At 68.0% G+C, this 12,339-nt stretch carries 12 protein-coding genes and 1 pseudogene; 2 read left to right on the forward strand and 11 right to left on the reverse strand.

Translation table 11 applies throughout. The features are described from left to right. Positions 1-174: 174 nt before the first annotated feature. Positions 175-3,252, forward strand: a complete 3,078-nt coding sequence (locus ACP7AG_RS19880) for an efflux RND transporter permease subunit (RefSeq protein ID WP_426033036.1) — start codon at positions 175-177, stop codon at positions 3,250-3,252. Between the two features lie 198 nt (positions 3,253-3,450). Continuing rightward, positions 3,451-3,534: pseudogene (locus ACP7AG_RS19885) on the forward strand (hypothetical protein); the annotation flags it as partial. A 139-nt stretch (positions 3,535-3,673) separates the two neighbouring features. Here ACP7AG_RS19885 and ACP7AG_RS19890 read toward each other — a convergent pair. The 11 genes from ACP7AG_RS19890 to ACP7AG_RS19940 form a co-directional block, all read right to left on the reverse strand. Further along, the gene (locus ACP7AG_RS19890) at positions 3,674-5,092 is read right to left on the reverse strand and encodes an NAD(P)(+) transhydrogenase (Re/Si-specific) subunit beta (protein WP_426033038.1); all 1,419 of its coding nucleotides are present in this window, start codon (positions 5,090-5,092) and stop codon (positions 3,674-3,676) included. A 1-nt stretch (position 5,093) separates the two neighbouring features. Continuing rightward, the gene (locus ACP7AG_RS19895) at positions 5,094-5,981 is read right to left on the reverse strand and encodes a hypothetical protein (RefSeq protein ID WP_426033040.1); all 888 of its coding nucleotides are present in this window, start codon (positions 5,979-5,981) and stop codon (positions 5,094-5,096) included. 2 nt (positions 5,982-5,983) lie between these two features. Then, positions 5,984-6,319 carry a DUF86 domain-containing protein gene (locus ACP7AG_RS19900; protein WP_426033042.1) on the reverse strand — a complete coding sequence of 112 codons (336 nt, stop codon included), beginning with the start codon at positions 6,317-6,319 and terminating at the stop codon, positions 5,984-5,986. A gap of 32 nt (positions 6,320-6,351) precedes the next feature. Then, entirely contained in the window at positions 6,352-6,648 is a 297-nt protein-coding gene (locus ACP7AG_RS19905; protein WP_426033044.1) for a nucleotidyltransferase family protein, read from the reverse strand. After that, complete coding sequence (locus ACP7AG_RS19910) at positions 6,645-6,980, reverse strand: NAD(P) transhydrogenase subunit alpha (protein ID WP_426033046.1); 336 nt, start codon at positions 6,978-6,980, stop codon at positions 6,645-6,647. The genes ACP7AG_RS19905 and ACP7AG_RS19910 overlap by 4 nt, the downstream gene beginning before the upstream one ends. A 26-nt stretch (positions 6,981-7,006) precedes the next feature. Continuing rightward, complete coding sequence (locus ACP7AG_RS19915; protein WP_426033048.1) at positions 7,007-8,149, reverse strand: Re/Si-specific NAD(P)(+) transhydrogenase subunit alpha; 1,143 nt, start codon at positions 8,147-8,149, stop codon at positions 7,007-7,009. A 120-nt stretch (positions 8,150-8,269) separates the two neighbouring features. Beyond that, the gene (locus ACP7AG_RS19920) at positions 8,270-8,500 is read right to left on the reverse strand and encodes an aa3-type cytochrome c oxidase subunit IV (RefSeq protein WP_426014951.1); all 231 of its coding nucleotides are present in this window, start codon (positions 8,498-8,500) and stop codon (positions 8,270-8,272) included. A gap of 59 nt (positions 8,501-8,559) precedes the next feature. After that, complete coding sequence (locus ACP7AG_RS19925; protein ID WP_426033050.1) at positions 8,560-9,600, reverse strand: glycosyltransferase family 9 protein; 1,041 nt, start codon at positions 9,598-9,600, stop codon at positions 8,560-8,562. 102 nt (positions 9,601-9,702) lie between these two features. Continuing rightward, positions 9,703-10,626: an alpha/beta fold hydrolase gene (locus tag ACP7AG_RS19930; RefSeq protein ID WP_426033052.1), complete on the reverse strand. Its 924-nt coding sequence runs from the start codon at positions 10,624-10,626 to the stop codon at positions 9,703-9,705. 2 nt (positions 10,627-10,628) lie between these two features. Beyond that, positions 10,629-11,102, reverse strand: a complete 474-nt coding sequence (locus tag ACP7AG_RS19935; RefSeq protein WP_426014957.1) for a PaaI family thioesterase — start codon at positions 11,100-11,102, stop codon at positions 10,629-10,631. A gap of 178 nt (positions 11,103-11,280) precedes the next feature. Continuing rightward, positions 11,281-12,135 (reverse strand): pirin family protein, encoded by an 855-nt coding sequence (locus tag ACP7AG_RS19940; protein ID WP_426033054.1) that lies wholly within the window; start codon positions 12,133-12,135, stop codon positions 11,281-11,283. Positions 12,136-12,339: the final 204 nt, after the last annotated feature.

Below are 12,339 nucleotides of genomic sequence, written 5' to 3' on the forward strand. Positions count from 1 at the left end.
CACCTTTCAGCCGTCATTCCCGCCCTTGTGGCGGGAACCCCTCTCCCCGCCGCAAGGGCAGGGGTGTGGCGCGCCAGCGCGCCATGGCGCTTCACCGTCGGCTGAACCAGGGGTTCCCGCCACAAGGGCGGGAATGACGGATGTTGGGGGAATTCGCGATCGGGGACCTTCGCGATGAAGCCCGATCTCTTCGGCTTCGCGGTCCGCCGCTGGCAGTTCACCCTGGTGGCCTTCGGCCTGCTGGTCATGCTGGGGGTCAACGCCTTCCTCAGCGTGCCGCGCTCCGAGGATCCGCACTTCCCGATCCCCATCGTCGTGATCCGCGCCGTGCTGCCCGGGGCCGAGCCCTCTGAGATGGAGCAGTTGGTCGCCGACCCGATCGAGGATGCGGTCGACGGCCTCGACAATATCGACAAGGTCGAATCGACCAGCCTGGACGGTGCAGCGGTGATCCGGGTCCACTTCACCTGGGATGTCGATCCCGAGCGCAAATACGATCAGGTGGTCCGCGAGGTGAACGCCATCCGGGGTAACCTCCCGGCAGGCCTGACTCGCCTCGAGATCGACCGCGTGCGCACCACCGAGGTGGCCATCGTCCAGGTGGCTCTGACGAGCGAAGTCTTGCCGATGCGCCGGCTGGAAAAGGTGGCCGACCGGCTGCGCGAGCGGCTCGACCGCGTGCCCGGCGTGCGCCAGGCCCGCTACTACGGCGCGCCGCCTTCCGAGGTGCGGGTGTCGCTGGACCTGGCCAGATTGTCGGCCCTGAAACTTCCCGCCGCCGCCGTCTCCGACGCCCTGAAGGCCGCTGGAGCCGAGGCGCCGATCGGGGCGGTGCAGGCCGGAGACCGCCGCTTCAACGTCAAGGCCGGCGGGGCCTTCCGATCGCTGGACGCGGTCAAGGACACGCCGGTCCGCTCGCTCGGCGGCCAGGTGGTGCGGGTGCGCGACGTCGCCCAGGTGGCCTGGGCCCAGGCCGAGCCCACCCACCTGACCCGCTTCAACGACCGGCGGGCGGTGTTCATCACCGTCACCCAAAAGGACGGCCAGGACGTCGCCAAGATCACCGCCGGCGTCGACAAGGTGCTGGAAGACTATGAGAAGACCCTGCCGGCCGGGGTCAAGCTGGAGCGCGGCTTTGTCCAGGCCAGGAATGTCGAACTCAGGTTGAATAGGTTGTTCCGCGACTTCGGCATCGCCCTGGCCCTGGTGCTGATCACCCTGCTGCCGCTGGGGACGCGGGCCGGGCTGGTGGTGATGGTGTCGATCCCGCTGAGCCTGCTGATCGGCCTGTCGATGTTGCAGGCGCTTGGCTTTACCCTAAACCAGCTGTCGATCGCCGGCTTCGTGCTGGCCCTGGGGCTGCTGGTCGACGACAGCATCGTCATTACCGAGAACATCGCCCGCCGCATCCGCGAGGGCGAGGAGCGCACGGCCGCCGCGATCAATGGCGCCCGGCAGATCGCCCTGGCGGTGGTGGGGTGCACGGCCTGCCTGATGCTGGCCTTCCTGCCGCTGATGGCCCTGCCGGCGGGCTCGGGCGCCTATATCCGCTCGCTGCCGGTGACGGTGCTATGCACGGTGGGCGCGTCCTTCGTGGTGTCGATGACCATCATCCCGTTCCTGGCCAGCCGGGTGCTGGACAAGCATTCCGACCCCGAGGGCAACGCGTTGCTGCGGGCGGTGAACGGGGCCATCCATCGCTTCTACCGGCCGGTTCTGCATTTCGGCCTGGCGCGGCCGTGGCTGAGCCTGGCGATCATGCTGGCCCTCTGCCTCACCACCCTGCCGATGCTGAAGATCATCGGCAGCAGCCTGTTTCCGGCCGCCGAGACTCCGCAGTTCATCGTCCGGGTCGAGACCCCCGACGGCAGCCCCCTGGCCCGCACCGACCGCGCCCTTCGGTTCGTCGAGGCGCGTCTGAAGGCGGAACCCGACATCATCTGGCGCGCCGCCAATCTGGGGCGGGGCAATCCGCAGATCTTCTACAATGTCAGCCAGCGCGAGAGTTCAACGACCTATGGCGAGGTGTTCGCCAGCCTGAAGGCCTGGGAGCCAGGCAAGAGCGAGGCGGTGCTGGACGACCTGCGCCGCGACTTCGCCCGCTTCCCCGGGGCGCGGATCAGCGTGGTGACCTTCGAGAACGGCCCGCCGATCGACGCCCCGATCGCCGTGCGCCTGACCGGCCAGAACCTGGAGGTCCTGAAGGCCCTGGCCGCCCGGGCCGAGGTGGTGCTGAAGGCCGCGCCGGGGACCCGCGACGTCAGCAACCCCGTGCGGCTGGACCGCACCGACCTCGACCTCGGTGTCGACGAGGGCAAGGCCGCCGCCCTGGGCGTGCCGGCCGGAGCCCCCCGCCGGGTGGCGCGCCTGGCGCTGTCGGGCGAGGAGACCGGGCGCTTCCGCGATCCGGACGGCGACGACTATGCGGTCAAGGTGCGGCTGCCGATGGCCGCGACCGACGGGTCGGCCCAAACGGGAGATCGCAACGCCCTGGCCGACCTGTCCAAGATCTATGTGCCCACCGCCGACGGCGAGGCCGCGCCGCTGGGCGCCATCGCCACCCCGACCCTGCGCTCCAGCCCGGCCCGCATCGACCGCTTCGATCGCGAGCGCACGGTGACCGTCTCGTCCTATGTCCAGACCGGCTACCTGACCGCCAAGGTCACCGCCGACATCGTGGCGCGGCTCGATCGCGACCTGCCCATGCCTCCCGGCTACCGCCTGACCCTGGGCGGCCAGGCCGAGGCCCAGTCCAAAAGCTTCGCGGGGCTCGGCGCGGCGGTGATGGTGGCGGTGTTCGGAATCCTGGCGGTGCTGGTCCTGGAGTTCCAGCGGTTCAAGACCGCCCTGGTGGTGGCCGGCATCATCCCGTTCGGCCTGTTCGGGGCGGTGGCGGCTCTGTGGATCACCGGCCATTCGCTGAGCTTCACCGCGACCATCGGCCTGATCGCCCTGATTGGCATCGAGATCAAGAATTCGATCCTGCTGGTCGATTTCACCGAACAGCTGCGGCGCGGCGGCATGGGTCTACACGACGCCATCGAGAAGGCGGGGGAGGTGCGGTTCCTGCCGGTGCTGCTGACCTCGGTCACGGCGATCGGCGGCTTGCTGCCCTTGGCGATGGAGGGCTCGGGGCTGTACTCGCCGCTGGCGATCGCGATCATCGGCGGGCTGATCACGAGCACCATGCTGTCGCGGGTGGCGACGCCGGTGATGTACTGGCTGACGGCGCGGGGGGAAGAGCGGTCCTAATGCCTCCCGCTGTGGGGGATGTGGCGGTGGGGGGAGTGGCCGGCAAGCGACCACAGCCCGAAGCCATCTGCCTAGAGCATCGCGCGGAGAAGTGGCCACCGATTTTCCGCAAAAGCGATGCGAAAACAAAAGTCTAGAGCAAGTCGCGCGATTCCTATATCGCGCGGCTTGCTCTAGAAACGCTCCCACCGTAGGGGCCTGCCCGGCTGGATCGACGCCAACGAAAGCCTCTTCCGAGAAGAACAGGACAAGGTCCCGCGCCCGTCCTGGCAGATCGTCTGCCGCCCTCACCGGAACCACTTCGCTCGAAAAAAGCTTTAGAGCATTTCCCGACCTGACTGCGTCAGGCCGTGAGCTCTAATCTTTTGTTTTGACACATTTTTCTTCAGGCGAACCGGAACCACTTCGCTCGAAAAAAGCTTTAGAGCGCCTTGACGATCCCCTCGACCATCTTCTTGGCGTCGCCGAACAGCATCATGGTGTTGTCGCGGAAGAACAGCTCGTTCTCCACCCCGGCATAGCCCGAGCTCATGCCGCGCTTGATGAACAGCACGGTGCGGGCCTTTTCGACGTCGAGGATCGGCATGCCGTAGATGGCGCTGGTCGGATCGGTCTTGGCGGCCGGGTTGGTGACGTCGTTGGCGCCGATCACGAAGGCGACGTCGGCGGTCGAGAACTCGCTGTTGATGTCCTCCAGCTCGAACACCTCGTCATAGGGCACATTGGCCTCGGCCAGCAGCACGTTCATGTGGCCGGGCATCCGGCCGGCGACGGGGTGGATGGCGTATTTCACCTCGACGCCCTCCTCCTTCAGTTTGTCGCCCATCTCGCGCAGGATGTGCTGGGCCTGGGAGACGGCCATGCCGTAGCCGGGGACGATGATCACCTTGCTGGCGTTCTTCATGATGAAGGCCGCGTCCTCGGCGCTGCCCTGCTTGACGGGCCGGGTCTCGGCCGTCCCGCCAGGCCCCGCCACGGCGTCGGCGGCGCCGAAGCCGCCGAGGATCACCGAGATGAAGGACCGGTTCATGGCCTTGCACATGATGTAGGAGAGGATCGCCCCCGAGCTGCCCACCAGGGCGCCGGTGATGATCAGGGTGGTGTTTTCCAGCGTGAAGCCCAGGGCCGCCGCCGCCCAGCCGGAATAGCTGTTGAGCATCGACACCACGACCGGCATGTCGGCCCCGCCGATCGGGATGATCAGGGTGATCCCGAGGATCAGGGCCAGGGCGAAGATCGCCCAGAACGCCCAGATCGCCGCGCCGCCGCTGATCACCAGCACCACCACCAGGGCGACGATGCCCACGGCCAGGGCGATGTTCAGCAGGTGGCGACCCGGCAGCATGATCGGCGCGCCGCCCATATTGCCGTTCAGCTTGGCGAAGGCGATGACCGAGCCGGTGAAGGTGATGGCGCCGATCGCCAAGCCCAGCGACAGCTCGATCAGGCTGTTGAGGTGCACATGGCCGTCCTCGCCGACGATGCCGTAGGCGGCCGGGGTGTAGATCGCCGCGACGGCCACCAGGCAGGCGGCCATGCCGACCAGGCTGTGGAAGGCCGCCACCAACTGCGGCATCGAGGTCATGGCCACCTTGCGGGCGATTACCGCCCCCACCGTGCCGCCTACCGCGACGCCGCCAAGGATCAGGGCGATGGTGATCGGGTCCAGCGCCTTCTGGCTCCACAGCGTGGCCAGGGTCGTCAGCACGGCGATGGCCATGCCGATCATGCCGTTGCGGTTGCCCGCCTGGCTGGTCACCGGGCTGGACAGCCCGCGCAGGGCCAGGATGAACAGCACCCCGGACACGATGTAGAGGATGGCGGCGAGATTGGCGTTCATGTCAGGTCTTGGCCCCCAAGAGCGGCGAAGAGGAAAGCGGCGGCGCGGCGTTGACGCCGAACCGTGGCGGATGGCCTGAAGGCAGGCCGGAGAGGTCGTAGCGGGGCGGCTCGTAGTGGTTCGCCGCCGTGTAGGGCGCGGCGAAGCGGGGTTGGCCGCCCTCGCCGGTCAGTTCGTCGTCGCGCACGAAGAAGGCGTTGGCGCCCGACAGATTGCAGCCGACCAGGGCGTAGCCCTTGGCGCGGCCCAGGGCTTCCAGGCTGGTCAGGCTGGCGCTGTGGTCATTGCCGCCGTCCCAGGTGCGGTCGGCCCTGTACTCGGCGACATAGGCAACGGGCGGCGGATAGGCGGCGTTGTATTCGATAATCACGACGCGGGGCCGCACGGCGGTGATCGCGTCCCAGATCCAGTAGTCGTTGCCGTCGATGTCGATCGACAGCAGGTCGACGGAGGCGGGCTTGGCGGCGGTCCCGCCGGCCCAGGGGCCCAGCAGGGCGTCGATGTTCTCGGACGTGACGAAGGCCTTCTGGACAGTCAGCCGCCCCTGCCCCACGGCCACGGCGTGGTGGCCCTTCGCGGCGGCGACATACCTGTCCGAACCGTCCAGCCACAGACCGCTCCAGCCGGCCATCAGCAGCAGGGCGGTGTTGCACTCGACCCCGGCCTGGACGCCGAACTCGATGAACCGCCGGTCGCCCTCGCCGAGGCGGTTGAAGATCTCCAGGACAATGCCGTCCTCGTCGTTCTGGCTGTAGGTCTTGCGGCCATGGGCGATCAGCCGCCCGGGCTCTTGGGCGCGCGCACTGGCCCGCAGATCGTCCCACCACCGCTCCAGCGCGATGCGGTTGGCGACCTGGGCCTGTTTGACGATGCGCTTGCCGCCGAACATGGTCAGGCGCCTCCAAGCGGGGCGTTCATGGGCGCTCCCTCTTCCAGCAGCGCTTCGAGCGCTCGGATCAGGGGCGGCAGGTCGGCGTGCACGGTTTCGATAACGACCTCGGCCTTGATCTCGAAATAGTCGTGAACCAGAACATGGCGCATGCGGATGGCGGGCGCCCAGAGAATTTCAGGATGGGCCTGGCGCATTTCCGTCGAAGTCTTGGACGCTGCTTCGCCGACGATCTGCAGGGCATAGACGACCGCCAGCAAGGTCCGCAGGTCATTTTCCAGAGCGGCAGACTCGCGGTCGCCCAGCAGCGTTACCGCTTGGTTCGCATAGAACAGCATATGCGAAAGCCGACCACGGTCTCGCGCCTGGATCATGCGGCCACCAGGTCCCGTTCGACGGCGGCCTTGATGGGCGCCTTCAGGGATTGGCGATCCAGAAGATCGACCCGACGCTGCAAGGCGGCCTCCAGTTCACACAACAGGCCACCGATCTTGAACAGGCTGGCGCCGGGGAGAAAATCGACAACGATGTCGATGTCGCTCTCGGGGCCGGCCTCACCCCGAGCGAGCGAACCGGCAACGCCGATCATCTCCACGCGATAGCGCGCGCGGGCGTCATCCCGCTGGCTGCGGATCGCGGCGAGCACGGCCTGAAGGTCGGTGCTCACTTCTTCTCTTTCTTCTTGTACATGGCCAGCATCCGGTTGGTGACCAGGAAGCCGCCGAAGATGTTGACGGCCGCGAAGGCGGCGGCGATGGCGCCGGCTCCCTTGGAGATCCAGGTCGAGGCGGCGACCGTGCCGCCGGCCAGGTCGGCGTCAGCCCCGTGCGCAGCGGCAGCTAGGAGCGCGCCGACGATGATCACCGACGAGATGGCGTTGGTCACGGCCATCAGCGGGGTGTGCAAAGCGGGCGTCACGCTCCAGACGACATAATAGCCGACGAAGATGGCGAGCACGAAGATCGCCAGGCGGAACACGGTGGGGTCGACGGCTTCCATGGGAGCCTCCCTTTTCGAGCTTGGAGTTAGGCGGTCTTCAACGCGGGATGCACGACTTCGCCGCCCTGGGTGACCAGGGCCGCTTTCAGGATCTCGTCCTCGAAGTCGGGGGCAAAGCTGCCCTCCTTGTTCAGGAACAGGCCCGACAGGGCGAAAAGGTTGCGGGCATAGAGCGCCGAGGCGTCGGTGGCGATGCGGCCGGGCAGGTTGGGAATGCCCAGGATCTTGACGCCGTTCTCGGTGACCGCCGTCTCACCCAGCTTGGCGCCGACCACATTGCCGCCGGCCTCGATGGCCAGGTCGACGATGATCGAGCCCGGCCGCATAGAGGCCACCTGGGCGGCGCTGACCAGCTTGGGAGCCGGGCGGCCGGGGATCAGGGCGGTGGTGATGACGATGTCCTGCTTGGCGATGTGGGCCGAGACCAGCTCGGCCTGCTTGGCCTGGTACTCGGCGCTCATCTCCTTGGCGTAGCCGCCGGCGGTCTGGGCGTTCTTGAACTCCTCGTCCTCGACCGCCAGGAACTTGGCGCCCAGGCTCTCGACCTGTTCCTTGGTGGCGGGACGCACGTCGGTGGCGGTGACCACCGCGCCCAGGCGGCGGGCCGTGGCGATGGCCTGCAGGCCGGCGACGCCGACCCCCATGATGAACACCTTGGCCGCGGCGATCGTGCCGGCGGCGGTCATCATCATCGGCAGGGCCTTGCCATAGGCTTCCGAGGCCTCGATCACGGCGCGATAACCGGCCAGGTTGGCTTGCGAGGACAACATGTCCATCACCTGGGCCCGGGTAATGCGCGGGATGAATTCCATGGCGAGACTGCTGGCGCCGGCCTTGGCCAGGGCGTTCAGACTGTCCTTGTCGACATGCGGATTGAGCGCCGCAGCGACGATCGCGCCGGTCTTCAGGGCGGCGATCTCTGCCGCCTCGGGCGCGCGCACCTTGAACAGCACGTCGGCGTCCTTCACCGCCTGCGCCGCTGTAGCGGCCAGGGTCGCCCCGGCCGCCGCGTAGTCGGCGTCGGGATAGGCGGCGGCGGCGCCGGCCCCAGCCTCGACCACCACCGTCCAGCCGGCCGCAGCCAGTTTCTTGACGGTCTCGGGCGTGGCCGCGACCCGGGTTTCACCCCCGCGGGTCTCTTTCGTGACGGCGATAATGGCCACCGGCATATCCCTCCCAAGGACGCTGCTTGCTCACGCGAGCTTGCGCGTCTCTCTAGGGGAGGTTCTTGCCCCATGTCGAGCCTTACGCTCGCGTCAGGGGCAAAAATATACCGATGTCTACCGGTGTCAGTGGGCGGAGGCGGGCTTTTCGCGCAGGGCCAGGAAGCCCAGCACCGCCAGCGCGATTCCCGCGCCGAAGCCGGCCAGTGGGCCGGCGTCGGTGCAGAACCACACGGTGATGGTCAGCAGCAGGGTGGCGATCGCCAGCGAGCCCCACTTGGTGAACTTGCCAAAACCCTCGAAGGTCGCGGCCTGTTCGTGGATGTTCATTTCACCGCGGTTGTAGTCGCCGGCCATGTCTAATTCCTACTTGGAAGAAAAAACGCCCCGCCGCTTACAACGTGCGGCGCGCCGGCTCAAGCCGCCCCGATGTCGCGGTTGGCCCAAGCCTCGTCGATGAACCGCGTTCGAACAGCCTGGACGGCCTGATCGACCGAAATATTGGCGATCCTGCCCTCCCCACCGTCGAGGCGACTGAGCCAGCGCGAATAGGCCGGCACGGGGCTGGTCCCCATCAGGCCGATGGCCGGACATCCCACCGAGGCGGCGACGTTCAGGGGGCCAGAGTCGTTGCCCAGGAACCCGGCTGACAGGGCGATCAGGGCGGCGGCCTGGTCGAGCGGCAGGTCGCAGGCGAGCAGGTCGCGGGCCATAACGCCAGGGATGGGCGCGGGCTGGGCGTCGACCGTCTGTTGGACACGCAGCGCGTCGTTGGGGCCGCCCAGCCAGAACACCGTCGGAAACAGGTCGTCCAGGCCTTGCGACACGGCGGCGAACCGCTCGGCGGGCCAGGTCCGCGCCGGCTCGCTGGCCCCGACGCCGAGCACCAGCCAGGGACCAAGCCGGTCACCAAAACGCGCCTGGACGGCGGCCACGGCCTTGGGGTCGAGCTTGAGGTTTGGCTCGCGGCTCTCGACCTTCAGGCCGTGCAGGACCTCGAAGGCCGCCAGCTTGGCCAGCCGGTGGGCCGGGCGCAGGGCCTTGGGCAGGAACGGTCCCTGCAGCCACTGCTCCTGGCTCTTGTGACCAAGGCCAAAGCCGCGCCGCTCCGGCACGCCGGCCAGCCAGGCGGCCTGGGCGGGACGGCCTATCTTCTCCAGGATCCACACGGCGCGCGGCTTGACCTCGCGGCAGATGCGCCAGAAGTCGAGCACCTCGCTGACGCCCTTGAGGGTTCCGGTGAAGTGGCGCGCATAGACCACGCTGGCGATCGACGGCTCGACCGCCAACACCTCGGCCGCCCGGCTCGACGGCCGCGCGGCCAGCACCACCTGCCCCTCCGGCGTCTGGGCGGCGATCGCCCGGAAGGTCGGCAGATGCCACATCAGGTCGCCGATCCCGCGATCGGGGGCGTAGACGAGGACGGGGCCGGCTCGTGACGACTTTTCAGCGCTCATCCTGCCCCAAAACTCCGTCTCCCCGGCCCTCAGGTCGCGCGTCGCGCGCTCCTCAGGGGCCGGAAAGACGGAAGTAGAACGTCAGCGGCTGGCTGGCAAACCCTACCCCCACCCCGCCAGCAGTCCTCGCAGCCCCGCCACGAAGGCCAGGGGCTGATCGACCATCACGTGGTGGTCGGCGTCGGGGATGGCGAGACGCAAAGTGTCGTCGGGCATCTGGCTGAACATGTAGTCCAGCGTCTCGTCGTGCATCAGCGCCGAGCGCTCGCCCCACATCAGGGCCACCGGGCAGGCGATGCGCGGCAGAAGCTCGCCCAGGTCCGGCATCGAGAACCTCTGCCAGATGGCCGGGTCGAACTTCCAGGTCCAGCCGCCCTCGACGGCCTTCAGCGACCCACGCGCGATGAAATCGGCGATATAGGGGTTTTCGCAGCCCTGCGGCGGGGCGAGCCGGAAGCGTGCCAGCGCCTCCTCCAGCGTGGCATAGACCCGGTTGGCGGCGTCGGGCCGCGAGGGCGGGCCGCGCCAGCGTTTTTCCGGGGGCTGGATGCTGCTGTCGACCATGACGATCCCCCGCAGCCGGTCAGCATGCTCTACGCCGCAATAGAGGGTGGGAAAGCCGCCGAACGAATGGCCGACCAGGATCGGCTTGACCCCGCCCGCCTCCAGCCCCGCCGCTGCAACGGCGGCGAAGATCTCGGCGGCGAACAGCTGGGCGGTATAGGCTTCGCGCCAGTCCGAGCCGCCCATCCCCGACCACGAGATCGCCGCGCAGCGCCAGTCCTTCGCGAAGAATGGCGCGATGAAGCTCCACCAATCGGCATGGGCGCCGTTGCCGTGCAGGAACAGCAGGCCCGGCTTGCCGACCTCGCCCCAGGTCAGCAGCTCGATTTCGGCGCCCTCGACGGGAATGCGCGAGCGCTCGGGGGTCACGGCGATGGCGGCGTCGAACCAGGCCGGCGCCGGCGGCGTCTCACCGTTGAAGGGGCTCAGCAGCGACGAAGGCGTAGGACGGTCGTCGGCCATGTTCAGTCCTCAGCCTTGAAGGCGATCTCGCCCGGTCGCGGCGAGCGGGGCTGCAGAGCCTTGAACACCCCCGTGCCGGTCATCAGCGTCCGCTCGCCCACCCAGATCCGGCCGCGCACGACGAACACCAGCTCCTGCTCGGAGATCAGCTCGCCCCGCCCCTCGACGAAATCGCCCAGTTGGGCGCCCGAGAGAAAGTCGCAGTTGAGCCGCACCGTGACCCAGCTGTAGGACTTCTGCAGCGAGATGATCCGCCCCCAGGCCATGTCGGCGAAGCTCATCAGCATGCCGCCGTGGCAATTGCCCAGGCCGTTGGTGTGGTGCTCCTCGACCCGGAAGCCCAGCGTGGCCTCGCCCGGTCCGGCTCGCTGCTCGTACAGCGGCCCGATCTGCCGGCCAAAGCCGCGCGACCAGTTCAGCTGGCTATAGCCCTCGGGAATGGCGGCCGCCTGGGCGTCTGTGAGATCGTCTGACATGGGGGAAAGTCTAACGGGCGTTTGAACCGTGGCAAGGGCGACGCGTGGGAAGGTGAGTAACGCGGCGAGACGCCCCCTCCGTCACGATGCGTATTCGTTCCGCTTCCTCCCCCGTGCAACGGGGGAGAAGGCGGCGAAGCCGAACGGGGGGAGGGAGGGGGCGGGCGGCGTCGCGGCGTTACCCCGGCACGGTCCCGAACTTGCCGGCATTGTAGTCGGCGATCGCCTGGACGATTTCCTGGCGGGTGTTCATCACGAACGGCCCTTGGGCGAAGACCGGCTCGCCGAGCGGCGCGGCATGGCCCAGCACGACCACCGCGCCGCCGGGCGCCGCGAAGGCCACCGCGTCGCCGTCATCATTGAGCTCGACCAGGTTCCAGGCCTTCGCCGTCTGCCCGCCGGCCACGATCTCGCCCGAGACCACGTACAGAAACACGCTCCGCCCCTTGGCGACCGGCACGCTCAACGAACCACCAGCCGACAGCCGCACGACGCCCATCTCGATGCCGATCAGGGACGGGAACGGGCCTTCGACGCCAGCGAAGGCGCCGGACAGCACCTCGATGATCGCGCCATCGATCTCGACCTTGGGGATGTCGGCGCCTTGCAGGCCCAGATAGTTCGGCGCGGTCATCTTCAAGCGGCTAGGCAGGTTGACCCATAGCTGCAGGATCTCCAGCGGCCCGCCCTTGGCCTTGAAGCTGGCCGGCGACAGCTCGGCGTGGACGAGGCCGCTGCCGGCCGTCATCCATTGCACCCCGCCGGCCCCGATGACGCTCTCATGGCCGCCGCTGTCCAGGTGCGACAGCTCGCCTTCCAGGATGAAGGTCACGGTCTCGAAGCCGCGATGCGGGTGCGGCCCGAACGGCAGGCCGCCGTTGTTCGGCGGATAGGTCTGCGGGCCGTGATGGTTGAGGAACAGGAACGGGTCCAACTGCCCGATCGCGGGACCGGGCAAGGGCCGGCGGGTGACGAGGTCACCGATGTCGTCGCGCTGGGCGGGATGGAGGCGTTTGAGGGTTCTGGCTTGCATCGTTTCAATCCGCTCATCCCGGCGAATGCCGGGACCCAGATTTCAGCCTGGGCATCTAGAAATTCTTGGCGCCGCTCGGCCTTACGACCTGGGTCCCCTGAGTTCACAAACGAAGTGCAACACTCTCTGACCGAGGTGTTGCGATGGGACAAGCCTATGATCACCTCACGCTTGAGGAGCGGTGTGAGCTTGCCCGGCGTCGTG

The sequence above is a fragment of the Caulobacter sp. DWP3-1-3b2 genome (assembly GCF_049896325.1).
Taxonomy (GTDB): Bacteria; Pseudomonadota; Alphaproteobacteria; order Caulobacterales; family Caulobacteraceae; genus Caulobacter.

Excerpts from the sequence above, each read along its gene's own strand:
- ACP7AG_RS19940 (WP_426033054.1), bottom strand. The coding sequence starts at position 12,135 with ATGCAAGCCAGAACCCTCAAACGCCTCCATCCCGCCCAGCGCGACGAC.
- ACP7AG_RS19925 (WP_426033050.1), bottom strand. The coding sequence starts at position 9,600 with ATGAGCGCTGAAAAGTCGTCACGAGCCGGCCCCGTCCTCGTCTACGCC.
- ACP7AG_RS19910 (WP_426033046.1), bottom strand. The coding sequence starts at position 6,980 with ATGGAAGCCGTCGACCCCACCGTGTTCCGCCTGGCGATCTTCGTGCTC.
- ACP7AG_RS19880 (WP_426033036.1), top strand. The coding sequence starts at position 175 with ATGAAGCCCGATCTCTTCGGCTTCGCGGTCCGCCGCTGGCAGTTCACC.
- ACP7AG_RS19890 (WP_426033038.1), bottom strand. The coding sequence starts at position 5,092 with ATGAACGCCAATCTCGCCGCCATCCTCTACATCGTGTCCGGGGTGCTG.
- ACP7AG_RS19935 (WP_426014957.1), bottom strand. The coding sequence starts at position 11,102 with ATGTCAGACGATCTCACAGACGCCCAGGCGGCCGCCATTCCCGAGGGC.
- ACP7AG_RS19915 (WP_426033048.1), bottom strand. The coding sequence starts at position 8,149 with ATGCCGGTGGCCATTATCGCCGTCACGAAAGAGACCCGCGGGGGTGAA.
- ACP7AG_RS19920 (WP_426014951.1), bottom strand. The coding sequence starts at position 8,500 with ATGGCCGGCGACTACAACCGCGGTGAAATGAACATCCACGAACAGGCC.
- ACP7AG_RS19900 (WP_426033042.1), bottom strand. The coding sequence starts at position 6,319 with ATGCTGTTCTATGCGAACCAAGCGGTAACGCTGCTGGGCGACCGCGAG.
- ACP7AG_RS19930 (WP_426033052.1), bottom strand. The coding sequence starts at position 10,626 with ATGGCCGACGACCGTCCTACGCCTTCGTCGCTGCTGAGCCCCTTCAAC.
- ACP7AG_RS19895 (WP_426033040.1), bottom strand. The coding sequence starts at position 5,981 with ATGTTCGGCGGCAAGCGCATCGTCAAACAGGCCCAGGTCGCCAACCGC.